The sequence below is a fragment of the Chimaeribacter coloradensis genome, from assembly GCF_002858715.1.
GTDB lineage: Bacteria > Pseudomonadota > Gammaproteobacteria > Enterobacterales > Enterobacteriaceae > Chimaeribacter > Chimaeribacter coloradensis.
This window is the reverse complement of the sequence record NZ_PJZH01000001.1, coordinates 290789-315643: the sequence shown is the minus strand read 5'-3', so window position 1 is coordinate 315643 and position 24855 is coordinate 290789. Positions and strand designations below refer to the sequence as shown.

Sequence of the window (24855 nt, the reverse complement as noted above, 5' to 3'; positions counted from 1 at the left end):
TGCGGCTTTTATGCCGTTCTGGCGCGCTGGGCGGTAAGTTCGGCAATGCGCGTAATCACCGACACGGATTTCTTCATCCCCTCCAGCGTGGCGAACTCATGTTTGCCGTGGTAGTTGTAGCCGCCGGTGAAGATGTTCGGGCAGGGCAGCCCCATAAAGGAGAGCTGCGCGCCGTCGGTGCCGCCGCGGATCGGTTTCATCACCGGTTCGATGTCATTGTCCCGCATCGCCTGCGCGGCAATCCCGATGATGTGCGGGTGCTTCGCCACCTGCTCACGCATGTTGTAGTAGCTGTCCTCCAGCGTCACCTCGATGTAGCAGTCCGGGTGCAGCCCCTCGCCCACCTGTTCCGCTACGCTGATCAGCTGCTGCTTGCGCGCCTCAAATTTCTCGCGGTCAAAGTCCCGGATGATGTAGTGCATCTCGGCGCGGTCAACGCTGCCTTTCATGCTGTTCAGGTGGAAGAAGCCTTCATAACCGGCGGTCTGCTCCGGCGTCTCTCCGGCCGGCAGCGCCTGGTGGATGCGGGTCGCCAGCGTCAGCGCATTCACCATCACCCCTTTGGCGGTGCCGGGGTGAACATTATTACCGACGATTTTTATCGTGGCGGAGGCCGCGTTGAAGTTCTCATACTCCAGCTCGCCCACGCCGCCGCCGTCCACGGTATAGGCCCATTCCGCACCAAAGGCGGCCACGTCGAAGAAGTGCGGCCCTTTGCCGACTTCCTCATCCGGCGTAAAGGCGATGCGGATGTCGCCGTGCGGGATGTCACGCTGTTTGAGCTGCGCCATCGCCGTCATGATCTCGGCGATCCCGGCCTTGTCATCCGCGCCGAGCAGGGTTTTGCCGTCGGTGGTGATCAGCGTCTGCCCCAGCAGCTGGTGCAGCACCGGGAACATCACCGGTGACAGCACCTCCTCGCCGCTGCCCAGCGCCACATCGCCGCCGCGGTAGTTCTCCACAATCTGCGGGTTCACATTTTTCGCCGTGAAATCGGGCGAGGTGTCGAGGTGGGAAATAAACCCGATCACCGGCACCGGCCAGTCCACGTTGGCCGGCAGGGTCGCCATCACGCAGCCGTGCTCGCTCAGGGTAATCGCCTCCAGCCCCAGCGCGGCCAGCTCCTGTTGTAACGCGTGGGCCAGTTTCCACTGCCCCTCGGTGCTGGGCACCTGGCGGACATTCACTTTTGACTGGGTGTCGATGGAGACGTAATGCAGAAAACGATCGAGTAAGTTATCCATAGTCTATCCTCTGAGAGCCGCGTGCCATTATGCGCAGCCTGGTGGGGGCCTGTATTGCGTCAGGTCAGTTTTCATCTTTGTTAACCTTAGCGTTTATTTGACGGATTGGGCTGCCGCCGCGCCATTTGCCGGGTTTTTCCCCGCTCAGGCGGCGCAACCATTGGTGATACCGGCAGTTTCACGTAGAATTCCCCCCCTCCGAGATCTGACTCACTGTATGAGACGATAGCCTGCTGCACGCTGCCTGACCGGCAACCTGAGCACAAGAAAAGAGTGCCCCGATAAATGACTGAAAACCTGTCTCCGACCCCATTGGTCACCCTGAGCGGACTGAGTAAAGCCTTTGACGGCAAAACCATTATCCGCGATCTCAACCTGACCATTAATCATGGTGAATTCCTGACCCTGCTCGGGCCGTCGGGCTGCGGCAAAACCACGGTGCTGCGCCTGATTGCCGGGCTGGAAGAGACCGACAGCGGCACCATCACCCTGGATGGCCAGGATGTGACCGCCGTCCCGGCCGAGCACCGCCACGTTAACACGGTGTTCCAGAGCTACGCCCTGTTCCCGCACATGAGCGTGTTTGAGAATGTGGCCTTCGGCCTGCGGATGCAGAAGACGCCGGAGGCGGAGATCGCCACCCGCGTCACCGAGGTGCTGCGGATGGTACAGCTCGATGAGTTCGCCCAGCGCCGCCCGCACCAGCTCTCCGGCGGCCAGCAGCAGCGGGTGGCGATCGCGCGCGCCGTGGTAAACCGCCCGCGGGTGCTGCTGCTGGATGAGTCGCTCTCGGCGCTGGACTACAAGCTGCGCAAGCAGATGCAGAACGAGCTGAAGGCGCTGCAACGCAAGCTCGGCATCACCTTTGTGTTCGTCACCCACGACCAGGAAGAGGCGCTGACCATGTCGGACCGCATCGTGGTGATGCGTGACGGGCGGATCGAGCAGGACGGCACCCCGCGCCAGATCTATGAGGAGCCGGAGAACCTGTTTGTCGCCAGCTTTATCGGTGAGATCAATATCTTTGAGGCAGAGGTGATCCGCCGCCTGGATGACCAGCGCGTGCGCGCCTGGGTCGAGGGGCGCGAGTGTGACATCACCGTGAACCAGCTGGCGGTGACGCCGGGCCAGCGGCTGAATGTGCTGCTGCGCCCGGAGGATCTCAAAGTGCAGGAGATCAACGAAGGGGACGCCGCCGAGGGCTTTATCGGCCATGTGCGCGAGCGCAACTACAAGGGCATGACGCTGGAGTCCACCGTGGAGCTGACCAGCGGCAAGCTGGTGATGGTCAGCGAGTTCTTCAACGAAGATGACCCGGATGTGGACCACTCGCTGGACCAGACCGTGGCGGTGACCTGGATCGAAAGCTGGGAGGTGGTGCTCGCCGATGAACAGCTCACGTAAGCTTTTCCAGCGCGGGGTGATTATGCTGGTGGTGGCCTGGCTGACGCTGTTTGTCTTCCTGCCGAACCTGATGATTATCGGCACCAGTTTCCTGACCCGCGACAACGACAGCCTGGTGCGGATGGTCTTCTCCCTGGACAACTACCGCCGGCTACTGGACCCGCTGTATGCCGATGTGCTGCTGCACTCGCTGAATATGGCGCTGGTCGCCACCCTCTGCTGTTTGCTGATCGGCTACCCGTTCGCCTTCATTCTGGCACGGCTGCCCGCCCGTGTGCGGCCGCTGCTGCTGTTCCTGCTGATTGTGCCGTTCTGGACCAACTCGCTGATCCGCGTTTACGGGCTGAAGATTTTCCTCAGCACCCGCGGCTACCTGAATGAGTGGCTGATGGCGCTGGGGCTGATTGATACCCCGCTGCGCATCATGTACACGCCGCTGGCGGTGATCCTTGGGCTTATCTACATCCTGCTGCCGTTTATGGTGATGCCGCTCTACGCCAGCATCGAAAAGCTCGACAAGGCCTACCTGGAGGCGGCGCGTGACCTGGGGGCGGGCAAGCTGCAGACCTTTGTGCGCATCATCCTGCCGCTGACTATGCCGGGCATCATCGCCGGCTGCCTGCTGGTGATGCTGCCCGCGCTGGGGCTGTTCTACATCGCTGACCTGATGGGCGGCGCGAAAAACCTGCTGATCGGCAATGTGATCAAGAGCCAGTTCCTCAACATCCGTGACTGGCCGTTCGGCGCGGCCACCAGCATCTGCCTGACGCTGGTGATGGGCCTGATGCTGCTGATCTACTACAAGGTGGCAAAAGCGCTGAATAAAAAAGGAGAGCTGGAATGATCGGACGCGGATTGCGCGGCGGCTTTATGGCGCTGGTCTACGCTTACTTTTACATTCCCATCATCATCCTGATCGTGAATTCGTTTAACAGTTCGCGCTTCGGCGTGAACTGGCAGGGCTTCACCACCCGCTGGTACAGCACCCTGATGAACAACGACAGCCTGATCGAGGCGGCCCGCCACTCGGTGACGATGGGGGTGCTCTCCGCCACCTTCGCCACGCTGATTGGTGCCCTGACGGCGGTGGCGCTGTTCCGCTACCGGTTCCGCGGCAAGCCGTTCGTCAGCGGGATGCTGTTTGTAGTGATGATGTCACCGGACATCGTGATGGCGATTTCGCTGCTGGTGCTGTTTATGCTGGTGGGCATCTCGCTCGGCTTCTGGTCGCTGCTGTTTTCCCACATCACCTTCTGCCTGCCGTTTGTGGTGGTGACCGTCTATTCACGCCTGAAAGGGTTTGATGTGCGGATGCTGGAGGCGGCGCGCGATCTGGGTGCCGGGGAGATCACCATCCTGCGCAAAATCATCCTGCCGCTGGCGATGCCCGCCGTGGCCGCGGGCTGGCTGCTGAGCTTTACCCTGTCGATGGATGATGTGGTGGTGTCGTCGTTTGTCACCGGGCCGGACTACGAGATTTTGCCGCTGAAGATCTACTCGATGGTCAAGGTCGGGGTGTCGCCGGAGGTGAACGCGCTGGCAACGCTGCTGCTGGGGCTGTCGCTGGTGCTGGTGCTCGCCAGCCAGTGGCTGCTGCGTGACCGCACGCCCCGCTAGGGCGGCAACCGGTTGCTTCCTTTCGCGCCGGGCGCTCTTTATACTGGGCGCCTGGCTTTTTAATGGACGCGGCGTCGTCCGGATGGTGATACGCCACACCCGTGCCGGGGCGCACCGGGGATGTCGTGGATAATTCAGGGGTAACAATGAAAAAAACAGCACAGTGGCTGGCCGCCGGTTTACTGGCCGCCAGCGCCTTCGCCCAGGCGGATGACGGCAAAACGCTCTACTTCTATAACTGGACGGAATATGTGCCGCCGGGCCTGCTGGAGCAGTTCACCAAAGAGACCGGCATCAAGGTGATCTACTCCACCTATGAGTCCAACGAAACCATGTACGCCAAGCTGAAAACCTACAAAGAGGGTGCGTACGATCTGGTGGTGCCGTCGACCTATTTTGTGGCGAAGATGCGCAAAGAGGGCATGTTGCAGAAGATCGACAAAAGCAAGCTCAGCCACTTCTCCGCGCTGGACCCGAACCTGCTGAACAAGCCGTTTGACCCCAGCAATGACTACTCGATCCCCTACATCTGGGGCGCAACGGCGATTGGCGTCAACAGCGACCAGATCGACCCGAAAACCATCACCCGCTGGGCCGACCTGTGGAAGCCGGAATACAAAGGCAGCCTGCTGCTGACGGACGACGCGCGTGAAGTGTTCCAGATGGCGCTGCGCAAGCTCGGCTACTCCGGCAACACCACCGATCCGAAACAGATCGAGGCGGCCTACCAGGAGCTGCGCAAGCTGATGCCGAACGTGCTGGCCTTTAACTCCGACAACCCGGCCAACCCTTACATGGAAGGGGAAGTGAACCTGGGGATGGTCTGGAACGGCTCCGCCTATGTGGCGCGCCAGGCCGGTACGCCGCTGACGGTGGTGTGGCCCAAAGAGGGCGGGATTTTCTGGATGGACAGCCTGGCGATCCCGGCCAACGCCCATAACGTGGAAGGCGCACACAAGCTGATCGATTTCCTGCTGCGCCCGGAAGTGGCGGCCCAGGTGGCAGAGACCATCGGTTACCCGACGCCGAACCTGGAAGCGAAGAAACTGCTGCCGCCGGAGGTGGCGAATGACCCGTCCCTCTACCCGTCTGACGCGGTGATGAAAAACGGCGAATGGCAGAATGACGTGGGCAGCGCCAGCGAGCTGTATGAAACAAGCTATCAGAAACTGAAAGCGGGCCAGTAACCGCCCCGCCGCCGGGCGCGCCCTGCGCCCGGTGATCAGATGATTACTGCCACTGCCCTTCCCCGCCGGCAATCATCTGCCGCACAAAGGCCGGCACAACCTCACTCGCCAGCCCATATTTCCGTTCATTGAACTGGCTCTCCACCTGGCTCGGCTCCAGGTTCAGCTCCACGGTATGCGCGCCGCCCAGCCGGGCTTCGTGCACAAACCCGGCCGCCGGGTAGACGTGGCCGGATGTGCCGATCGAGATAAAGTAGTCCGCTTTGGCCAGCGCCTGGTAGATCTCATCCATGCCGATCGGCATCTCGCCGAACCACACCACATGCGGGCGCAGCGGCGACGGGAACTGGCAACAGTGGCAGCGGTCATCCACCGTCAGGTCACCCGGCCACTCAATCACCTGGCTGGAGCGGGTACAGCGCACTTTCAGCAGCTCACCGTGCATATGCAGCACGCGCTGATTACCGGCGCGCTCATGCAGGTTATCGATGTTCTGCGTCACCAGCAGGAAGTGGTCACCCAGCGCCCGCTCCAGCTCTGCCAGCGCCAGGTGCGCGGCATTCGGGGCGATCTCCGGCTGCTGCAACTGCCGCCGCCGCGCGTTATAGAACGCCTGTACACGCGCCGGGTCGCGCTGGAACCCCTCCGGCGTGGCGACATCCTCCACGCGGTGCTCTTCCCATAGTCCGTCCGCGGCGCGGAAGGTGCGGATGCCCGACTCTGCGGAGATCCCCGCGCCGGTTAATACCACCACAAAAGGTTTTTTCATCTCAGTAACCGCCATATTGTCGCGATGGAAAATGCGTGAGCGAAAACGTTGGTGCCGCAAATGTTTCAGCTTGCGGAACCGGCGCAGTCTGTGGCGTGTGTGCATGGCACCTGCTCCTCTGTACTGCGGTGAGAACTCCGTTAGTCTAACAAATTTAGGCAGGCCGCCCCGCGTGCGCCACCTGCATCGCCATAACGTGCTTTTTCAATGCGCGGCAGCTCACTGCCGGGCAGCAGGTGGCGCGGCAGGCGTGCCGCCAGCGCCGGGTAGATCTCCGCCACGTTCGACAGCCCGCCGCCGATCACCAGCAGGTGCGGGTCCAGCAGGGTCAGCAGGTTGCCGAGGCAGGCGGCCAGCAGGTCTGCGTAGCGCGTGAAATGGGCCACGGCGGCCGCCTCCCCGGCACGGCAGCGCGCCATGATCGCCGGGGCCGCGAGCGGCTGCCCGGTGGCAAGGGCGTATAACCGCTCAAAGCCGCGCCCGGAGAGGTAATTCTCAATACAATCCACCTGCCCGCAGCCGCAGGTGACCGACGGCGTGTCACGCCCGAGGATCGCCAGCGCATCCACCGGCAGGCGCATATGGCCGAACTCCCCGGCCACGCCGTTACGCCCGCTGAAGACGCGGCCGTTGAACACCAGCCCGCCGCCGACCCCGGTGCCGAGGATCAGCCCCAGCACGCTGGGGCAGGCGCGGAACTCCTCATCCCAGGCCTCAGAGAGGGCAAAACAGTTGGCGTCGTTGTCGATGCGTACGTCACGCCCCAGCAGGCGCGCCAGATCTTCGTGCAACCGCTCACCGGAAGCCGCCGGGACATTGGCGGAAAACAGGGTGCCGTCAGCCTTGATCAGGCCGGGGATGCCGATGCCGACGCGCCCGCCGCCCACTGCGGCGTCCGCCTCCTGCACCAGCGCCACCAGCGCCGCCAGCAGGGTGGCGTAATCCCCCTGCGGGGTCGGCACCCGCTTCTGCCATAGCGGCGTGAGCTGCGCATCAAACGCCGCCAGCTCAATTTTGGTGCCGCCCATATCGATGCCGTAATACATGACAGCCCCCGCCCTTACTGGCCGCCGCTCAGCACCCGCGCCGGGTCGATGCGGCTGGCGCGCCGCGCCGGGTACCAGCTGGCGATCAGGCTCAGCAGGATGGCAGTCAGCAGCACCCCGCCCACATCCAGCCAGTGCAGCTCAGACGGCAGGAAATCGATGAAGTAGATATCCCCGGAGAGGAACTGATGCCCGATGACGTTCTCCAGCCCGCGCATGAGCGGGGTGAGCTGCAACGCCGCCACCACGCCAACCACCACGCCGCTCACGCTGCCTACCAGCCCGGCCAGCAGCCCGTACCAGATGAAAATGGCACGGATCAGCCGGTCGCCTGCGCCCAGGGTGCGCAGCACGGCGATGTCACTGCTTTTGTCTTTCACCGCCATCACCAGCGTGGAGACAATGTTGAAGCAGGCAACGCCGATCACCAGCACCAGCGCCAGGTACATGATGGCGCGCACCATCTCAATATCGCGGTACATGTAGCCGTAGGTGCCGATCCAGCTGCGGATATAGACATAGGCTTCGGTGACTTTGCCCGCCTCGCGCACCAGGGTATTGGCGCTGAACGGGTCATTGGCCTTGATGGCGATGCCGGTGACACTGTCACCCATGTCGAGGTAGCCCTGCGCGTCGGCCAGCGGCACCATCGCAAAACTGTGGTCGAGCTGGCCGCTGAGTTGCAGGATGCCGGTCACCCGCAGGCGGATGCGTTTGGGTTGCAGCAGTTTGCCCTGCGGGTCGCTGTTGGGGATCATCACCGTGACAGAGGAACCCGCCTTGACGCCCAGTTCATCGGCGATGCCTTTGCCGAGGATCACCTGCTGCTCACCGGCGCGGAACTGCGCCCAGGCGTCGCCCTGCACAAAGTGCGGCAGCGCGCTGAGCTGCGCCTCCTGTTTCGGGTCTACGCCTTTGACCTGCACCGCGCGCAGTTTGGCCCCGCTCTCCAGCAGGCCGGTGAAATTGATATAGGGCGCAGCCGCCGCCACGCCCGGCACCGCGGCGACTTTGGGCAGCAGCCCCTGCCAGCCGGTAAACGGCTGGTCTACCGGCTCGATTTCGCCGTGCGGCACCACTGCCAGAATACGGTTATTCAGCTCGCGTTCGAAGCCGTTCATCGCGCTCAGGCCGACAATCAGCACCGCTACGCCCAGCGCGATCCCGACGGTAGAGATAATGGAGATCAGCGACACCATGCCGCTGCGGCGACGGCCGCGGCTGAAGCGCAGGCCAATCACCAGCGAGAGAGGCAGCCCCATTACTGCGCCCCCAGCAGGGAAACATCCTGCTGCAGCCGGCCGTCACGCATCTCCAGCTGGCGGGTCAGGCGGCGTGCCAGCGTCAGGTCATGGGTGACCACCAGGAAGGCGGTACCCTGGCGCACGTTCAATTCGCCCAGCAGTTCAAAAATACTGTCGGCATTGCGCTGGTCGAGGTTGCCGGTCGGCTCATCCGCCAGCACCAGCGACGGGTTGTTGACCAGTGCGCGCGCAATGGCCACCCGCTGGCGCTCGCCGCCGGAAAGCTCTGACGGCCGGTGGCCGCTGCGCTTCTCCAGCCCTACGGCGGCCAGCATCTCACGCGCTTTTTCCTGCGCGGCGGCCGCCCCGCCGGTGCCGATCAGCAGCGGCATCGCCACATTCTCCAGTGCGGTGAAATCGGGCAGCAGGTGGTGGAACTGGTAGATAAAGCCCAGCTCCCGGTTACGCAGCGCCGCTTTGGCGCGGGAAGACATGCTGCTCAGCGGCGTGCCCTGGAACACCACGTCGCCGGAGGTCGGCGTGTCCAGCCCGCCCAGCAGGTGCAGCAAGGTACTTTTGCCCGACCCGGAGCTGCCCACGATCGCCATCATCTCGCCCGGCTGCATGGCAAAGGTTACATCGCGCAGCACCGAGGTTTGCAGCTTGCCTTCCTGATAGGTTTTGCACAGGCTGTCGCACTGCAATAAAGGATGGTTACTCATAACGTAAAGCCTCAGCGGGTTGAACGGCGGCAGCGCGCCATGAAGGGTAAAGCGTAGAAAGCAGGGCCACCGCCATCGCCACCAGCGCGATGCTGATGACCTGCAGCGGCTCAATGTCGACCGGCAGCGATGCGCCGTCCATTACCATGCCGAGCGCGGGCATAAGGGTGCCGAGCTGGCTGGCCAGCAGCGTCCCGAGCAGCGCGCCCAGCAGCGCGCCGATAATCCCGGCGCTGGCCCCCTGCACCATGAACACCGTCATAATCTGGCGGCGCGTCAGCCCCTGGGTTTGCAGGATCGCCACCTCGCCCTGCTTCTCCATCACCAGCAGGCCCAGGGAGGTAATGATGTTGAAGGCGGCCACCGCCACGATCAGGCTCAGCAGCAGCCCCATCATGTTTTTCTCCATGCGTACCGCCTGGAACAGCTCGCCTTTGCGGTCACGCCAGTCTTTCCACTGGGTGCCGGGCGGCAGCGGCTGTTGGCTCAGGGTGTCCACCGTGAGCGGCTGTTCCAGCGTCAGGCGCCAGCCGGTGATGTTGCCCGCCGGGTAACGCATCAGGCGCGAGGCGTCCTGCTGGTTCACCAGCAGCTGGTAGCCGTCCACTTCACTGTTGGCGGCAAAGGTGCCGGCCACGGTAAACAGGCGCTGGCTCGGGATCCGCCCCATCGGGGTGAATTCACTGGCGCTGGTGACCATCAGCCGCAGGGTGTCGCCGCGTTTAACGCCGAGCTGGCCGGCCAGCTGTTCGCCCAGAATGACCTGGTAACTTTTTGGCTGGAGCTGCTGCTGCTGCACGCCCACCAGGTAACGCGCCAGCGGGTCGGCCTCGTCCGGGTTAACGCCCAGCATCACCCCGACCGCCACGCCGCGCGCGCTCTGCAGCACCACATCGCCGGTGGTCAGCGGCACAATTCGCTGCACGCCCTGCAGGCCGTTCAGGCTGTCAGCGGGGATGTTCTGCGGGTTCAGAGAGCCTTGTGGGGTGGTGATCAGCGCCTGGGGCATCAGCCCGAGAATGTTTCTCTCGAGATCGCGCTCAAAGCCGTTCATCACGGAGAGGACGGTGACCAGCGCCATTACGCCAAGCGTAATACCGATGGTGGAAAGCCAGGAAACAAACCGGCCGAAGCGGTCTGAGGCCCGCCCGCGCATGTAACGCAGGCCGATAAATAACGCGACAGGTTGATACATGAAATCCGTTTTATGACAGTTGCTAAAGCAAAGTGATCAAGGATAATAAAGGCTACAACCGCATTAGGGAACCACTTCCTTAAGTAAGTACTTATCTATTCACTGCCGGACTTTCAGGGTTGCTTATACTTACTGCATCGCGTCTTCTGCGCTGTTGCGCCAGCCTGACGCGTGTGGTGCCGCAAACAGGCGGCGCTGCCCCACGCCGGGCATGATGCCCGGCTGACCGGAACGGCCCGTTGCTGAACAAGAGAATGTAAAACTGCCTATGCCTCACACATACCGTTACTCCCTGCCTGCCCGCCGCGGCGACGTCCGCGTGCTCGGGCAACTGACCGGCTCCGCCTGCGCCGTAGAGTGTGCAGAGATCATTGAGCGCCATGATGGCCCGGTGATGCTGATTGCCCCTGATATGCAGAACGCCCTGCGCCTGCGTGATGAGATCCAGCAGTTTACCTCCCATATGGTGACCGCGCTGTCCGACTGGGAAACCCTGCCCTACGACAGCTTCTCCCCGCATCAGGAGATCATCTCCGCCCGCCTCTCCAGCCTCTACCAGTTACCGACCATGGCGCGCGGGGTCATTATCCTGCCGGTCAACACCCTGATGCAGCGGGTCTGCCCGCACGCCTTCCTGCACGGCCACGCGCTGGTGATGCAGAAAGGGCAGCGCCTGTCGCGTGACAAACTGCGCGCCCAGCTTGAGCAGGCGGGTTACCGCAGCGTGGATCAGGTGATGGAGCATGGCGAATTCGCCACCCGCGGCGCACTGCTGGACCTCTACCCGATGGGCAGCGAGGAGCCGTACCGCCTCGATTTCTTTGATGATGAGATCGACAGCCTGCGGGTGTTCGATGTGGATACCCAGCGCACCCTGAGTGAAGTGGACCACATCAACCTGCTGCCGGCGCATGAGTTCCCCACCGACAAAGCGGCGATTGAGCTGTTCCGCAGCCAGTGGCGCGAAAAATTCGACGTGCGCCGCGAGCCGGAGCACATCTACCAGCAGGTCAGCAAAGGCACTTTCCCGGCCGGCATCGAGTATTGGCAGCCCCTGTTCTTCAGTGAGCCGCTGAGCACGCTGTTCAGCTACCTGCCGGACAACGCCCTGCTGGTGAATACCGGCGACCTGGAAGCCTCGGCCGAGCGTTTCTGGCAGGATGTGACCCACCGCTATGAGAACCGCCGCGTTGACCCGATGCGCCCGCTGCTGGCGCCGGAAACCCTCTGGCTGCGGGTGGATGCGCTGTTTGCCGAGTTGAAACAGTGGCCGCGCGTGCAGATGAAAACCGAGCCGCAGCCGGAGAAAGCCGCTAACACCAACCTCGGCTATGAGCCGCTACCGCCGCTGGCGGTGGAGCCGCAGCAGAAAGCGCCGCTCGACACCCTGCGCCGCTTCACGGAGTCCTTTACCGGCAGCCTGATCTTCTCAGTCGAGAGCGAAGGCCGCCGTGAAACGCTGCAGGAGATGCTGGCGCGCATTAAAGTGCGGCCGGTGCTGATCGAGCGGCTGGAGCAGGCGGCAGAGCCGGGCCACTACCTGATGATTGGTGCCAGTGAACGCGGCTTCCTTGACCGCCCGCGCGGGCTGGCGCTGGTGTGTGAAAGTGACCTGCTGGGCGAGCGCGTCAGCCGCCGCCGCCAGGACAACCGCCGCACCATCAACACCGAGACGCTGATCCGCAACCTGGCAGAACTGCACCCCGGCCAGCCGGTGGTGCACCTGGAGCACGGCGTCGGCCGCTATGCGGGCATGACCACGCTGGAAGCGGGCGGCATCAAGGCGGAATACCTGATCCTGACCTATGCCGGGGAGGACAAGCTCTATGTGCCGGTCTCCTCGCTGCACCTGATCAGCCGCTACGCCGGCGGCGCGGACGAAAACGCCCCGCTGCACAAACTCGGCGGCGAGGCCTGGGGCCGGGCGCGGCAGAAAGCGGCTGAACGGGTGCGGGATGTGGCGGCGGAGCTGCTCGACATCTACGCCCAGCGCGCGGCCAAAGAGGGCTACGCCTTCAAACATGACCGCGAACAGTATCAGCTGTTCTGCCAGTCCTTCCCGTTTGAGACCACCCCGGATCAGGAGCAGGCCATCAATGCGGTGCTGAGCGACATGTGTCAGCCGCTGGCGATGGACCGGCTGGTGTGCGGCGACGTCGGCTTCGGCAAGACTGAAGTGGCGATGCGCGCGGCCTTCCTGGCGGTGGAAAATAATAAACAGGTGGCGGTGCTGGTGCCGACCACCCTGCTCGCCCAGCAGCACTATGACAACTTCCGCGACCGTTTCGCCAACTGGCCGGTGCGCATTGAGCTGATGTCACGCTTCCGCAGCGCCAAAGAGCAGCAGGTGGTGATTGATGAAGCGGTGGAAGGCAAGGTCGATATTATTATCGGCACCCATAAGCTGCTGATGAGCGATCTGCGCTGGAAAGATCTCGGGTTGCTGATTGTCGACGAGGAGCACCGCTTCGGCGTGCGCCACAAAGAGCGTATCAAGGCGATGCGCGCGGATGTGGACATCCTCACCCTGACCGCCACGCCGATCCCGCGCACGCTGAACATGGCGATGAGCGGGATGCGCGACCTCTCCATCATTGCCACCCCGCCGGCACGGCGGCTGGCCGTGAAAACCTTTGTGCGTGAGTATGACAGCCTGGTGGTACGCGAGGCGATCCTGCGTGAGGTGCTGCGCGGCGGCCAGGTCTACTACCTCTATAATGACGTGGAAAATATCGAAAAAGCGGCCCAGCGGCTCACCGAGCTGGTGCCGGAGGCGCGGATTGCCGTGGGCCACGGCCAGATGCGCGAGCGCGATCTGGAGCGGGTGATGAACGACTTCCATCACCAGCGTTTCAATGTGCTGGTCTGTACCACCATCATCGAAACCGGCATCGACATCCCCAGCGCCAATACCATCATTATTGAGCGGGCCGATCACCTCGGGCTGGCGCAGCTGCACCAGTTGCGCGGCCGCGTGGGGCGTTCCCACCATCAGGCGTATGCCTACCTGCTGACCCCGCCGCCCAAGGCGATGAGCAGCGACGCGCTGAAACGGCTGGAGGCGATCGCCTCGCTGGAGGATCTGGGGGCCGGGTTCGCCCTGGCGACGCACGACCTGGAGATCCGCGGCGCGGGCGAGCTGCTGGGCGAAGACCAGAGCGGCCAGATGACCACCGTGGGCTTCACGCTCTATATGGAGCTGCTGGAGAGCGCGGTCAATGCGCTGAAAGAGGGGCGTGAGCCGTCGCTGGAGGATCTCACCAGCAGCCAGACCGAAGTCGAGCTGCGGATGCCGTCGCTGCTGCCGGAAGACTTCGTGCCGGACGTCAACACCCGGCTCTCCTTCTATAAGCGCATCGCCAGTGCTAAACAGGCGGGTGAGCTGGAGGAGATCAAAGTAGAACTGATTGACCGCTTCGGCCTGCTGCCGGACGCGGCGCGCAACCTGCTCGATATCGCGGCCCTGCGGCTGGCGGCGCAGTCGCTGGGCATCCGGCGTATTGAGGGCAACGAGCGCGGCGGCTTTATTGAGTTCGGTGAGCAGAACCGCGTCGACCCGGCTTACCTGATCAGCCTGTTGCAGAAAGAGCCGCAGGTCTACCGGCTGGATGGCCCGACCAAGCTGAAATTCAACCGCGATTTAGCCGAGCGCAAACTGCGGATAGCGTTCCTGGACAAGCACCTGAAAGCCTTTGCTGAGCACACCCTCTGACCCCTGCCGGGCGGCGGCCGTCGCCCGGTTTTCCCTATAAGAAAGCCCGCGCCAATGTTAACGCCACTCGCTTACCCAGCCTCAGGCGGGTAAACGATCAGAACTAACACTGTGCGCGGGCGCAATTCTTTATATCGTGCGATCAGGTGCGGTTGCTGTCGTTCAGGATCAGCTGGCCGTTGCGATCCAGCGGGATCTGGCTGCCGGGCTGACGATCCATCCGCACTTTGCCCTGCTGGTCACCGATTTTATAGGTGACGTCATACCCCAGGGTTTTCTGGGTTTTGTCATACACCGTGCTGCACTGATGTTTGGTGGTGGTGTAGGTGTCATTTTCCTGCAGGCTGCTCTGCGCGCGGTTACCGGCGTAACCGCCGGCCAGCGCCCCGGCCACGGTCGCGACATCCCGGCCGCGGCCGCCGCCGAACTGGTGGCCCAACACCCCGCCCGCCACTGCGCCCAGCACGGAGCCGGTGATCTGGTGCTCATCCTGCACCGGGCGGCGGTGGGTGACGGTCACGTCACGGCACTCCTGGCGCGGCGTTTTCACGGTTTCTGTAATCGGTGTGGCGTTTACCACCTGCGCATACTGCGGGCCGGAGAACGCGTCCATATTGCTGGCCACTGCCGCGATACCCATTGCCGCGGCGATGCCGATGCCGATACCTGCTGCCATTGATTTATTCACAGGACACTCCTCCCGGTTCACTCTTACATAATTTTTTACACCCGGCACCCCTTGCTGTGAGCAGATCGTCTGTGCGCCGGAGGAGGCAACCTGCCCCCTTCTGATGGAAAAGAGTGTGCCTCTGGATTTTGCATCCGGCAATAAGCGCAATGGACGAAAAGTGGCATTTTCACGCGCCAAACAGCGGGTTTAGGAGTTGTCTGAAGGGTAAAGCGCGCTTAAGTAAAATTTTATGCTGGCGCAGTGCGGTGGGAAAAAACATAAGGCCCGCTGGGGAAGCGGGCCCTGGTCACTCAAACAGGCTTAATGTAATTTCAGGCGTGGGCGGATCACCCGGTTAATGCTGCCGACCAGCACCATCAGCCCGGTGCGCAGGTAGCCGTGCAGTGCCACCTGGTGCATACGGTAGAGCGAGACGTAGACGAAGCGCGCGATACGCCCCTCGATCATCATCGACCCGCGCATCAGGTTACCCATCAGGCTGCCCACGGTGCTGAAGCGGGAGAGCGACACCAGCGAGCCGTTATCTTTGTAGATATAGGGCTTGAGCTTGTTGTCGTGGCCGTTCAGCTGCAACAGCAGGTTGTCATAGCAGCGCGACGCCATCTGGTGCGCCGACTGGGCGCGCGGCGGCACGAATTTGCCGTCCGGCTGCGGGCAGGAGGCGCAGTCACCGATCGCATAGATGGACGGGTCGCGGGTGGTCTGCAGCGTCGGCTCCACCACCAGCTGGTTGATGCGGTTGGTTTCCAGGCCGCCGATCTCTTTCATAAAGTCGGGTGCCTTGATCCCGGCGGCCCAGACCATCAGGTCAGCCGCGATGTACTCGCCGCCTTTAGTGTTCAGGCCGCCCGCATCGGCGCTGGTGACCATGGTGTGGGTCAGCACGCGTACGCCGAGTTTGGTCAGCTCCTGATGTGCCGCCGCAGAGATGCGCGGGGGCAGCGCGGGCAGAATGCGCTCACCCGCTTCCACCAGCGTCACATTCAGGGCCTTGTTATCCAGCCCCTGGAAACCGTAGCTGTGCAGCTGTTTCACCGCGTTATGCAGCTCCGCAGACAACTCCACGCCGGTGGCCCCGCCGCCGACAATGGCGATGTTGACCTGCCCGCCGTTTGCCGGGTTGGCGGAGAATTTCAGGAACAGGTTGAGCATCTCGTTATGGAAACGGTGCGCCTGATGCGGGTTGTCGAGGAAGATACAGTTCTCTTTGACGCCCGGCGTACCGAAGTCATTGGAGGTGCTGCCCAGCGCCATCACCAGGTAGTCGTAGCTGATTTCACGCTCGGCCACCAGCACGTCACCCTGGGCATCGCGGATCTCCGCCAGTTGCAGGGTTTTGTTTTCGCGGTTGATGTCGGTGACTGACCCGAGCTGGAACACGAAATGGTGGTTGCGGGCGTGGGCCAGGTAACTCAGCTCATCTACCCCGGCATCCAGGGAGCCAGTGGCCACCTCATGCAGCAGCGGCTTCCATAAGTGGCTGTTATTGCGGTCGACCAACACAATCTCAGCCTTGTTTTTGCGGCCTAATTTGTTACCCAGGCTGGTTGCCAGCTCCAGCCCGCCTGCACCACCACCGACGATGACGATCTTTTTCTTTGGCGTAGTCAATTTGACCCCCTCAAATGTGAACCAATTGTAATCTAAAGGTTAAAAATATTGTCCTTAGAAAACATAGGGTTCGCGTAAATTAAACCTGCATCTGGAGCCAGAATAGCATGGGAGGTTATTTGGTCATACCAAAATTGATATGCATCAAACTTTTTTGTTTATCTTGTAGACAACAGGCAATTTTAATGCATGTAAATCATCAGGTTATTAAGAATAATCTCAGCCGGCAGCGCGCCTGAGGCGTGCAAAAAAAAGGCGATAAAAGGCGATTTAATCAACAAAAACAGCGGGGTTAACCGGCCGGGCGCGGGCCTCGGCCCGGCCGGTTACACGCTTCAGCCGGTGGTTTTAAAGGCGTTGATACGTTGCAGATGTGGGGAGAGGTTTTTAAATTTATGGCTCTGCTGTTCATCCCAGATAATGGGGTAGAAAGGATGGAGCGCGGCGGCACTGCGGCGGCTGTCCAGCACCTCATCGTGGCGGGAAAGGATCAGCAGGCCGCGGTCGCGGTTACGCTCGCGGAAATCGGTGACGCACTTGGTGGCGATGTCGAGGTACTCTTCCGGCCGGTCGATCTTGCCGGGCATATTTTCTTCCGGCCAGAGGTTAGGGTTGACGATAACCTGCCGGATACCGCAGAGAAACCCGATGCGTTCGGCCCAGAAGCCGCCCAGCCCCACCCCGCAAATCAGCGGGCGATCGTCCCCGCTTTGCTGGAGCGCTTTGTCCGCCTCTTTCAGCAGGAACTGCATATCGTGGCGCGGATGCCGGGTGCTGTAGCTGATCAGCCGGACATCGGGATCGATGAATTGCAGTTGCAGCACTTTTTCGTGATTGCCGGGACTGGTCGAATCAAAACCGTGCAGATAGATGATCATGTTGTTCCCCGTGTGATGTGAAACGGCCCCGGCACACGGCCGGGGCCGGACAATCACCCGGCGTGCTGCTGCTTATGTGCCTGCCAGCGGGCGTCGAGGTCTGTCAGCTCACGGTTGGCCTGTTTCCAGCGCGGCGCATTTAACAGCTCTTGCCGGGTGTATTTACCACGATGATACAATTGCGCAACCTGCCCTGCGTTGACCGGGGTCAGGTTATCCAGCACGCTGACTGCCCCTGCGCGGTGGTTGCAGACCAGAATCATGTCGCAACCGGCATCCAGCGCCGCCTGGCCGCGCTCCGCATAGCTGCCCATGATCGCCGCGCCTTCCATCGACAGATCGTCAGAGAAGATGATGCCGCCGAAGCCCAGCTCCTGGCGAAGCACCTGCTTGAGCCACCATGGCGAGCCGCTGGCCGGGCGCGGGTCGGCCTCCGTATAGATGACGTGCGCCGGCATGATGGCATCCAGCCGGCGGCGGGCAATCAGCTCACGGAAGATCAGCATGTCATGCTCACGGATCTGCGCCAGCGGGCGCGGGTCACGCGGCGTCTCTTTGTGCGAGTCCGCCGCTACCGCCCCGTGGCCGGGAAAGTGTTTGCCGGTGCTCTTCATTCCGGCGCTCTGCATCCCCAAAATAAAGCGCTCGGCCATCGCCAGCGCGACTTGCGGCTCCTCATGGAAGGATCGCTCGCCAATTGCCGCACTGCGGTGGCCGATGTCCAGCACCGGGGCGAAGCTGATGTCGATGTCCATGCTAATCATCTCAGCGGCCATCAGCCAGCCCGCCTCTTCGGCCAGCCGCCCGGCCTCCTGCGGGTCATTCAGCGCGGCAAAAGATTGTGCTGCCGGCAGGCGGGTAAAGCCGTCGCGGAAGCGCTGCACCCGGCCGCCCTCCTGATCCACCGCCACCACCAGCCGCTCATGCGATGCCTGGCGGATCTGGCGCACCAGCTCACGCAACTGTGCCGCATCATGAAAATTACGGCTGAACAGGATCAGCCCGCCCACCAGCGGGTGGCGCAGAATTTCGCGCTCTTCCGCATCCAGTTCATACCCTTCTACATCTAACATTACCGGACCCACGGTACTCTCCCTTCACTGCCTGTTGGGAACCTGTTGGTTCCGCTGTTATCGACTCTGTAACCGGGCGTGCAGGCCATCGGCCGCCGCCCTGAATGAATGCGTGCCTGTCTGTTGCCAGCGCACTTCGTACCACATCAGCATCAGGTAGTCGATCCACGGCAGCCACTGCTGCACCGCTGCCTGAAGCCGCGCGGCATCGCCATACCCGCCTGCGGCACAGTAGGCCGCGACCAGGGTTGCCTGCTGACGGGGTGACCAGTGGTTGCCGCGCACCAGCGCCGCCAGCTCACAGGCGATGTCACCGTCCGCCGCGTACTCCCAGTCAATCAGCCGCCAGCCGTCGCCGGTGGTGATGATATTACCGGCATGGATGTCCATGTGCAGCGGCGCGATCTTCACCACCGGCGGCAGCGGCGACCGCAGCAACGCCTGGTGGAAGCGCTGCCAGCGGGGCGTCAGGCGGGCGCGATCGATCTGGTGCCGGTAGCGGGCCAGCGTCACCTTCAGGGCCAGCGGCGAACCGCCGCGCGGCTGGCTGTGCAGCCTGACCAGCAGCGGCACCAGCGGCCCCTCAGGCCGGCAGGCCGCCTCCGGCAGCGGGCTGCCCGCGATCCACTCCAGCAGCAGCCAGTTCTGATGTAACCCCCGCGGCCGCGGCCCCACCCCGCCCGGGTGCCGGGTGCGTAACATCCGTAACTCCCGGCGGCGGCTGACGCCCATTTCCGCCATCTCTCTGGTCTGGCGGCGGGCCAGGTACTCCCCCTGCGGCGCCCGGATGTGCCAGCTCTCCCCCGACAGCCCTGCCACCGGGCTAAAACAGCAACCGGCGGTATTCACCGCCGGCAGGATCTGTTTCAGGCTGACAAGCAGGCTGGTATCAACGCTGTACGTCACCGCTGCCCGACCAGACAATTTCACCGGTCTGCACCAGCATCAGCTGCATCTCCAGCGTCGGGGCTTTGGCGCTGCCGCTGGCGTCGCTGTAGAGCACATACTGCGCTTTAAGGTAGCGCGCCAGGCCGATGGCTTTGCTGCGGGAGACAAGGCTGTCATCCGCGGAGAGGCCCAGCGTCTGTTTTGCCTGAATCAGCTGGCTGGCCGGCACCACCGAGAAGGTATTGCCGGCACCCAGCGCATCATACAGCGCGGCCGTGGCGGCGCTGGCCTGCAGTGAGCCGTTGGTGCTGTTTTTCACATTGTCTACCAGCAGCACGCCGCCGCTCTCGACGCCGTCCGCTTTCAGCATCTGGGCCACCAGCGGCTGCACGCTGGCCGGCCAGTCGATCGGTTTCTGCATTTTCGGCGGCTGCGGCACGGTCTGTGACGCCGGCGGCAGCGTCGGCTGCGGCTGGGGTTGCGGCTGCTCAGGTTGCGGCTGGCCCGGGATGGTGGTGACCGGTGCCTGAGGCTCTTCCGGCGGCCGGGTCATACACCCGGACAGAATTAACGCGGCCGCGGCCACAAGTAGAAGCTTTTTCATTTACCCTCTCCGGTAACTGATTAAAGATAAAGATAAAGACGCACGCTGTCGGCATCCAGGTTGCCCATCAGCGAATAGATCGTGGCCGTTGATGCCGGTGCGAGCGTAATGGTGCGCGGCGGCTGTAACGGCAGCAGATCCAGCCCCTGCGCATCGTACCAATAAAAACGGTAATGCACGGTTACCGGCGTCGTCTGGCTGTTCGACAGCACCGCTGCCGCACTCTTGCGCCCGGAGGCGTCGGCGATGGTGGGCTTCCCGGCGATAATCCCTGCGGTCAGCACCGGTGACTCCATCACCACGGTTTGCTGTTTATTCAGCGCAATTTTCTGCGGCGTACTGCACCCTGCCAGGGCGATGCCTAGCAGCAGGAGCAGCCCCGCCCGCCTGTAAACCTGCATAATTGTCTTCCTGTCAGCGTGCCAGCATCGGGCCGAGCGCCCGGCCGCCCACCAGGTGCATATGAATGTGATACACCTCCTGGCCGCCATGCCGGTTGCAATTCATGATCAGGCGGTAGCCATCCTCCGCGATCCCCTCTTGCTCAGCAATTTTCGCTGCCACGGTAAACATCCGCCCCAGGGCGTGCTCGTGCTCCGCAGCCACATCGTTGACCGTTGGGATCAGCAGGTTCGGCACAATCAGGATGTGCGTCGGTGCCTGTGGCGAAATATCCCGGAAGGCGGTGACCAGCTCATCCTGATAAACCACATCCGCAGGGATTTCACGGCGGATAATTTTACTGAAAATTGTCTCTTCGGCCATGGCTGTTGTCCTTGAATAACGCGTGAATGATGTACGCAGTATGAGTGACCTTTTCCATTTCTTTCAACCTCATTCCATACATTCGGTGCTGACTGCCGGAGAAAAGAGCAGCCCCGCCGGGCCGTGGTGGCCCGCCCGGCAGGCGCGGCCACGATGAAGCAGGCGTAATGAATGGCTGCGGAGCAGCCGGTGTAGAGAGAAAACGGCGTACGCGCCGGGCGTTACTCTTTGACCAGCGGGTCGCTCGCCAGCGTCATCTCTTTGTTCCGGTAGAGGGAGGAGATTTTGCGGGTTAACGGCTTTTCTATCTTCACATGGAAAAGCACGCCGCAGGAGACCGCACATAAAGACATCGTGATACCGATGAGGTCGTCATTCAGGCGGGTGTTGTTGGTCAGGACTCGGCTGATAAACGCAAAGTTAACATGCAGCAGATAGATGCTGTAGGAGGCATCCCCCAGCAGCATCAGCGTTTTCTTGCAGCGCGAATGCGCCTTGAAATCGCCGGCCTGCAACAGCAGCAGCACCACAAAGAAGGCCGGCATGCCGTAGGTCACCAGCCGCGGCAGCCCGTAGTGGGTCATGGCCTCGGCCACCAGCGTCAGCCCTATCACGCCTGCCAGGGCATACTCAATGCGGAGAGTGAGGGGCCACTGCGCCCGCAGAATAAAGAAACAGCAGGCGCCCAGGATAAAATCGATCATCAGCGTGTCGCCCACCATAAACTGGAAGTTCACCCAGTTCAGGCGCGCCCCTTTCAGCTCAAACAGGTTCACCAGCAGCACCATAGTAAAAATCAGCGCACAGGCGCTGAGGATCGCCTGCCGCTTGTTTTTGGTCATCAGAATGGCGGCGGCATAGATGAAATAAAAAAACATTTCGTACATCAGCGTCCAGGCGACCCCTAATAACGGGTAGTAGTATGGCGCATTGGTAAACGAAGGCAGCAGCAGTAAATTCCCGATCAGGGTGTAGGAGAACAGCGCCTCGCCCAGATGAGGAGCGTTTACCAGATATTTCAGCACATAGGGCGTGACTAAAATCAGGTAAACCGGGTAGATCCTGATGGCCCTTTTTATCAGGAAATCTATCGCGGTTTTTTTTGAACTGATAAAGGTCTCTTTAAGCGTGTAACTCATAATAAACCCGCTTATCACAAAAAATATATCGACCCCAAACCCGCCGATGCCTGACAGGCTTAGCGCGCGGGAGATCTCCCCTGCCGGCCAGGTGTGGTTAAACACCACCAGCAAGGCGGCAAAGGCTCTCAGGTATTGAAGGGTATCTATTTTTGTCTTCACCGCGCATCCTTAACGTAGAGATCACCAGAGTGAAAATAAGCGCCCCATATCCGGCAGGCCTTTTTATAAAAATGATCAATGGTGATGGTGATTGAGGGGCTTATGCATAAAACATGACAAATTTTAGTTATGCCGGAATTAAACGCCAACTAACGCCCGGCATTTAATTTGACCTGTTGATCGGGATCACAGCGGTTTTCACCCCATTATGGCCGGTGCCTGGAGGTGAGCAGAGGGGATGCGGACAGAAACCGCAGAGTGATAAACGGGCAACGCAGGCATAAAAAAAGGGAGGCTTTCGCCTCCCTCTGTTGCTCCCCAGCTGACATCAGTGATTACGGATGTAATCGTCCATGTCGGTTTTGAGGTTGTCAGATTTGGTGCCGAAAATCGCCTGGACCCCGGAACCGGCCACGACCACCCCGGCTGCGCCCAGTTTCTTCAGGCCCGCCTGGTCTACTTTAGAGACATCCGCCACGCTGACGCGCAGACGGGTGATGCAGGCATCCAGGTTGGTGATGTTCTCTTTGCCGCCGAATGCGGTAACCAGTGCCGCAGACATTTCGCTGCCGCTCTGGGTGGAACGCTCACCGTTCGTGTCTTCACGGCCCGGCGTTTTCAGGTTCAGCTTGGCGATCAGTACGCGGAAGATCGTGTAGTAGATCAGGCCATAAATGATACCGATGATCGGGAACAGCCAGATTTTGCTGCTGTTACCACTCAGCACGACGAAGTCGATCAGGCCGTGCGAGAAGCTGGTACCGTCACGCATACCCAGCAGGATACAGATCGGGAACGCCAGACCGGCCAGAATCGCGTGGATGCCGTACAGCACCGGTGCCACGAACATGAAGGAGAACTCGATCGGCTCGGTGATCCCGGTCAGGAACGAGGTCAGCGCAGCGGAGATCATGATACCGCCCACTTTTGCCCGGTTTTCCGGTTTCGCGGAGTGCCAGATGGCAATCGCGGCAGCCGGCAGGCCGTACATTTTGAACAGGAAGCCGCCGGAGAGTTTGCCTGCTTCCGGGTCACCCGCCATGTAGCGCGGAATATCGCCGTGGAAGACCTGGCCGGCTGCGTTCACATATTCGCCAATCTGCATCTGGAAAGGTACGTTCCAGATATGGTGCAGACCGAACGGCACCAGCGCGCGCTCAATGACCCCGTAGATACCGAACGCCACCACCGGGTTCTGGTATGCGGCCCATTGGGAGAAAGTCTGAATCGCGGTACCCACCGGCGGCCAGATGAAGGAGAGCAGCACGCCCAGGATAATCGCTGCCAGGCCGGAGATAATCGGCACAAAGCGTTTACCGGCGAAGAAGCCGAGGTATTCCGGCAACTGGATGCGGTAGAAGCGGTTAAACATGTAGGCCGCAATGGCCCCGGCGATAATCCCGCCGAGCACGCCGGTATCCGCCAGGTGTTTGGCTGCGATCTCTTCGGCCGGCAGGTGCAGCACCAACGGTGCTACGACGGCCAGCGTTTTCACCATGATGCCGTAGGCCACCACCGCCGCCAGTGCGGAAACCCCATCGTTATTGGTAAAGCCAAGCGCGACGCCGATAGCAAAGATCAGCGGCATATTGGCAAACACCGAACCGCCCGCCTCCGCCATCACATGGGAAACCACGAGCGGCAGCCAGCTGAAGTTGGCGGAACCGACACCGAGCAGAATACCTGCAATGGGCAGTACCGACACCGGCAGCATTAGCGATTTACCTACTTTTTGTAGGTTGGCAAATGCATTCTTGAACATAATTGAGTGTGCTCCTGAGTAATAGTGCTTTTGGTACTACTGGCACCTGACAGCAGAGATGGCGCGGTCTGGTGTGCAGCCGGGACGGGGGAGAAAGCCCCGGCTGTCAGGGCGTCTGAAGCGCCCCTTTAATTTTTACGAAGAGTAAAATAAATGCCGTTTGTAATGTTTGATAACAGTCACGTTTCTACAAATAAAAGATGTATCTTTCATTTCCAGCATGAATTTTCTCCAGAAAAAGGAGGGGAAACGCGAAGCAACCGCTAAAACAGCACAGCGGCGCCCTGTTTTATCCGGTATTAATTACGAACCGGAAAATAAAGCGCCGTGTGCAGGGTCAGGTAAAGGTTAGGCCAGGGAGGGCGGTGTCACATGGAATAATTGGGAAAAGTTTCGGGTGGTGGCTTCTGCCAGCTGTTCCAGCGACACCCCTTTCAGCACGGCCATATACTCCGCCACATCCCGCACGTAGGCAGGCTGGTTCTCTTTGCCGCGGTGCGGCACCGGGGCCAGATAGGGGGAGTCTGTCTCAATCAGCAGGCGGTCCAGCGGCACGTAGCGCGCGGCGTCCCGGATCTGCTCCGCATTACGGAAAGTCAGAATACCGGAGAAGGAGATGTAGAACCCCAGGTCCAGCAGCGCTTTCGCCGTGGCCTGATCTTCCGTAAAGCAGTGCAGCACGCCGCCGCACTGATCCGCCTGCTCCTCCCGCAGGATAGCCAGCGTATCTTCACGCGCATCACGGGTATGGACGATCACCGGCTTGTTCAGCTCACGCCCGATGCGGATATGGTCCCGGAATGACTGCTGTTGCACATGCAGGTTCTCTTTCTGGTAGTAGTAGTCCAGGCCGGTCTCCCCCATCGCCACCACTCTGGCATCAGCAGCCAGCTGGCGCAGCGTCTCCACGTCATAAGGCTCCTCCATATTCAGCGGGTGTACGCCGCAGGAGAAGACCACATCCGGGCGCTCGCCCACGAGTTCGCGCATCGCGGTGTAGCCCGGCAGCGTGGTCGCCACCGCCAGGAAAAATTTCACATCGCGCTGGTGGGCTTTCGCCAGGGCATCGTCAACGCCAGTATGGAGATCCTGATAGTTCAACCCATCAAGATGGCAGTGTGAATCAACTAACAACATAATTT

At 61.4% G+C, this 24855-nt stretch carries 22 protein-coding genes; 5 read left to right on the top strand and 17 right to left on the bottom strand.

Features of this window, described 5'->3' with window-relative positions:
- Window positions 1-8 precede the first annotated feature (8 nt).
- Window positions 9-1244 (bottom strand): peptidase T, encoded by a 1236-nt coding sequence (gene pepT / locus CYR32_RS01405; RefSeq protein WP_101821798.1) that lies wholly within the window; start codon window positions 1242-1244, stop codon window positions 9-11.
- Window positions 1245-1529: 285 nt separating this feature from the next.
- Between pepT and potA the strand changes: the two genes are divergently transcribed.
- From potA to potD, 4 genes are all read left to right on the top strand, one after another.
- Complete coding sequence (gene potA / locus CYR32_RS01400; protein WP_101821796.1) at window positions 1530-2648, top strand: spermidine/putrescine ABC transporter ATP-binding protein PotA; 1119 nt, start codon at window positions 1530-1532, stop codon at window positions 2646-2648.
- A complete protein-coding gene (potB, locus tag CYR32_RS01395; protein ID WP_101821793.1) occupies window positions 2632-3492 on the top strand; it encodes a spermidine/putrescine ABC transporter permease PotB in 861 nt (286 codons plus the stop codon). The genes potA and potB overlap by 17 nt, the downstream gene beginning before the upstream one ends.
- A complete protein-coding gene (gene potC, locus CYR32_RS01390; protein ID WP_101821791.1) occupies window positions 3489-4265 on the top strand; it encodes a spermidine/putrescine ABC transporter permease PotC in 777 nt (258 codons plus the stop codon). Before potB ends, potC begins: the two co-directional genes overlap by 4 nt.
- A 146-nt stretch (window positions 4266-4411) precedes the next feature.
- The gene (gene potD, locus CYR32_RS01385; RefSeq protein ID WP_101821789.1) at window positions 4412-5452 is read left to right on the top strand and encodes a spermidine/putrescine ABC transporter substrate-binding protein PotD; all 1041 of its coding nucleotides are present in this window, start codon (window positions 4412-4414) and stop codon (window positions 5450-5452) included.
- Window positions 5453-5495: 43 nt separating this feature from the next.
- Here the strand turns inward: potD and cobB are convergent, their stop codons facing one another.
- Genes cobB through lolC form a run of 5 tightly spaced genes read right to left on the bottom strand, consistent with a single transcriptional unit; the run spans window position 5496 to window position 10428 of the window.
- Window positions 5496-6326, bottom strand: a complete 831-nt coding sequence (gene cobB, locus CYR32_RS01380; RefSeq protein ID WP_101821787.1) for a Sir2 family NAD+-dependent deacetylase — start codon at window positions 6324-6326, stop codon at window positions 5496-5498.
- 35 nt (window positions 6327-6361) lie between these two features.
- Window positions 6362-7267 carry an N-acetylglucosamine kinase gene (nagK, locus tag CYR32_RS01375; RefSeq protein ID WP_101821785.1) on the bottom strand — a complete coding sequence of 302 codons (906 nt, stop codon included), beginning with the start codon at window positions 7265-7267 and terminating at the stop codon, window positions 6362-6364.
- 14 nt (window positions 7268-7281) lie between these two features.
- Window positions 7282-8529, bottom strand: coding sequence for a lipoprotein-releasing ABC transporter permease subunit LolE (gene lolE / locus CYR32_RS01370; protein WP_101821783.1), 1248 nt, complete (start codon window positions 8527-8529; stop codon window positions 7282-7284).
- Complete coding sequence (gene lolD / locus CYR32_RS01365; protein WP_101821781.1) at window positions 8529-9233, bottom strand: lipoprotein-releasing ABC transporter ATP-binding protein LolD; 705 nt, start codon at window positions 9231-9233, stop codon at window positions 8529-8531. Before lolD ends, lolE begins: the two co-directional genes overlap by 1 nt.
- Window positions 9226-10428, bottom strand: a complete 1203-nt coding sequence (gene lolC / locus CYR32_RS01360; RefSeq protein ID WP_101821779.1) for a lipoprotein-releasing ABC transporter permease subunit LolC — start codon at window positions 10426-10428, stop codon at window positions 9226-9228. Before lolC ends, lolD begins: the two co-directional genes overlap by 8 nt.
- 268 nt (window positions 10429-10696) lie before the next feature.
- On the opposite strand from lolC, the gene mfd reads away from it, so the two are divergent.
- Entirely contained in the window at window positions 10697-14140 is a 3444-nt protein-coding gene (mfd, locus tag CYR32_RS01355; protein ID WP_101821777.1) for a transcription-repair coupling factor, read from the top strand.
- A 142-nt stretch (window positions 14141-14282) separates the two neighbouring features.
- Here the strand turns inward: mfd and CYR32_RS01350 are convergent, their stop codons facing one another.
- From CYR32_RS01350 to CYR32_RS01300, 11 genes are all read right to left on the bottom strand, one after another.
- Window positions 14283-14828, bottom strand: a complete 546-nt coding sequence (locus CYR32_RS01350) for a glycine zipper 2TM domain-containing protein (RefSeq protein ID WP_101821775.1) — start codon at window positions 14826-14828, stop codon at window positions 14283-14285.
- Between the two features lie 303 nt (window positions 14829-15131).
- On the bottom strand, window positions 15132-16442 hold the full coding sequence (locus CYR32_RS01345) for an NAD(P)/FAD-dependent oxidoreductase (protein ID WP_101821773.1): 1311 nt from the start codon (window positions 16440-16442) through the stop codon (window positions 15132-15134).
- A 335-nt stretch (window positions 16443-16777) separates the two neighbouring features.
- Entirely contained in the window at window positions 16778-17320 is a 543-nt protein-coding gene (ycfP, locus tag CYR32_RS01340) for an alpha/beta hydrolase YcfP (RefSeq protein ID WP_101821771.1), read from the bottom strand.
- Between the two features lie 53 nt (window positions 17321-17373).
- The gene (gene nagZ / locus CYR32_RS01335) at window positions 17374-18405 is read right to left on the bottom strand and encodes a beta-N-acetylhexosaminidase (protein WP_175578791.1); all 1032 of its coding nucleotides are present in this window, start codon (window positions 18403-18405) and stop codon (window positions 17374-17376) included.
- 45 nt (window positions 18406-18450) lie between these two features.
- Window positions 18451-19323: a phosphotransferase gene (locus tag CYR32_RS01330; protein WP_241523722.1), complete on the bottom strand. Its 873-nt coding sequence runs from the start codon at window positions 19321-19323 to the stop codon at window positions 18451-18453.
- Window positions 19283-19885 (bottom strand): penicillin-binding protein activator LpoB, encoded by a 603-nt coding sequence (gene lpoB, locus CYR32_RS01325; RefSeq protein ID WP_101821765.1) that lies wholly within the window; start codon window positions 19883-19885, stop codon window positions 19283-19285. Before lpoB ends, CYR32_RS01330 begins: the two co-directional genes overlap by 41 nt.
- 20 nt (window positions 19886-19905) lie before the next feature.
- Window positions 19906-20286: a YcfL family putative periplasmic lipoprotein gene (locus tag CYR32_RS01320; RefSeq protein WP_101821763.1), complete on the bottom strand. Its 381-nt coding sequence runs from the start codon at window positions 20284-20286 to the stop codon at window positions 19906-19908.
- 13 nt (window positions 20287-20299) lie between these two features.
- Window positions 20300-20650, bottom strand: coding sequence for a purine nucleoside phosphoramidase (gene hinT, locus CYR32_RS01315; RefSeq protein ID WP_101821761.1), 351 nt, complete (start codon window positions 20648-20650; stop codon window positions 20300-20302).
- A 221-nt stretch (window positions 20651-20871) separates the two neighbouring features.
- A complete protein-coding gene (locus tag CYR32_RS01310) occupies window positions 20872-21951 on the bottom strand; it encodes an acyltransferase family protein (protein ID WP_101821760.1) in 1080 nt (359 codons plus the stop codon).
- Between the two features lie 328 nt (window positions 21952-22279).
- Window positions 22280-23713 (bottom strand): PTS glucose transporter subunit IIBC, encoded by a 1434-nt coding sequence (gene ptsG / locus CYR32_RS01305; protein WP_101821758.1) that lies wholly within the window; start codon window positions 23711-23713, stop codon window positions 22280-22282.
- A gap of 348 nt (window positions 23714-24061) precedes the next feature.
- Window positions 24062-24850 carry a metal-dependent hydrolase gene (locus CYR32_RS01300; RefSeq protein WP_101821756.1) on the bottom strand — a complete coding sequence of 263 codons (789 nt, stop codon included), beginning with the start codon at window positions 24848-24850 and terminating at the stop codon, window positions 24062-24064.
- Window positions 24851-24855: the final 5 nt, after the last annotated feature.

What these genes read in the sequence shown, in the direction of transcription:
- pepT (WP_101821798.1), bottom strand. Translation starts at nt 1,244, where the DNA reads ATGGATAACTTACTCGATCGTTTTCTGCATTACGTCTCCATCGACACC.
- potA (WP_101821796.1), top strand. Translation starts at nt 1,530, where the DNA reads ATGACTGAAAACCTGTCTCCGACCCCATTGGTCACCCTGAGCGGACTG.
- potB (WP_101821793.1), top strand. Translation starts at nt 2,632, where the DNA reads ATGAACAGCTCACGTAAGCTTTTCCAGCGCGGGGTGATTATGCTGGTG.
- potC (WP_101821791.1), top strand. Translation starts at nt 3,489, where the DNA reads ATGATCGGACGCGGATTGCGCGGCGGCTTTATGGCGCTGGTCTACGCT.
- potD (WP_101821789.1), top strand. Translation starts at nt 4,412, where the DNA reads ATGAAAAAAACAGCACAGTGGCTGGCCGCCGGTTTACTGGCCGCCAGC.
- cobB (WP_101821787.1), bottom strand. Translation starts at nt 6,326, where the DNA reads ATGCACACACGCCACAGACTGCGCCGGTTCCGCAAGCTGAAACATTTG.
- nagK (WP_101821785.1), bottom strand. Translation starts at nt 7,267, where the DNA reads ATGTATTACGGCATCGATATGGGCGGCACCAAAATTGAGCTGGCGGCG.
- lolE (WP_101821783.1), bottom strand. Translation starts at nt 8,529, where the DNA reads ATGGGGCTGCCTCTCTCGCTGGTGATTGGCCTGCGCTTCAGCCGCGGC.
- lolD (WP_101821781.1), bottom strand. Translation starts at nt 9,233, where the DNA reads ATGAGTAACCATCCTTTATTGCAGTGCGACAGCCTGTGCAAAACCTAT.
- lolC (WP_101821779.1), bottom strand. Translation starts at nt 10,428, where the DNA reads ATGTATCAACCTGTCGCGTTATTTATCGGCCTGCGTTACATGCGCGGG.
- mfd (WP_101821777.1), top strand. Translation starts at nt 10,697, where the DNA reads ATGCCTCACACATACCGTTACTCCCTGCCTGCCCGCCGCGGCGACGTC.
- ycfP (WP_101821771.1), bottom strand. Translation starts at nt 17,320, where the DNA reads ATGATCATCTATCTGCACGGTTTTGATTCGACCAGTCCCGGCAATCAC.
- lpoB (WP_101821765.1), bottom strand. Translation starts at nt 19,885, where the DNA reads ATGAAAAAGCTTCTACTTGTGGCCGCGGCCGCGTTAATTCTGTCCGGG.
- CYR32_RS01320 (WP_101821763.1), bottom strand. Translation starts at nt 20,286, where the DNA reads ATGCAGGTTTACAGGCGGGCGGGGCTGCTCCTGCTGCTAGGCATCGCC.
- hinT (WP_101821761.1), bottom strand. Translation starts at nt 20,650, where the DNA reads ATGGCCGAAGAGACAATTTTCAGTAAAATTATCCGCCGTGAAATCCCT.
- ptsG (WP_101821758.1), bottom strand. Translation starts at nt 23,713, where the DNA reads ATGTTCAAGAATGCATTTGCCAACCTACAAAAAGTAGGTAAATCGCTA.
- CYR32_RS01300 (WP_101821756.1), bottom strand. Translation starts at nt 24,850, where the DNA reads ATGTTGTTAGTTGATTCACACTGCCATCTTGATGGGTTGAACTATCAG.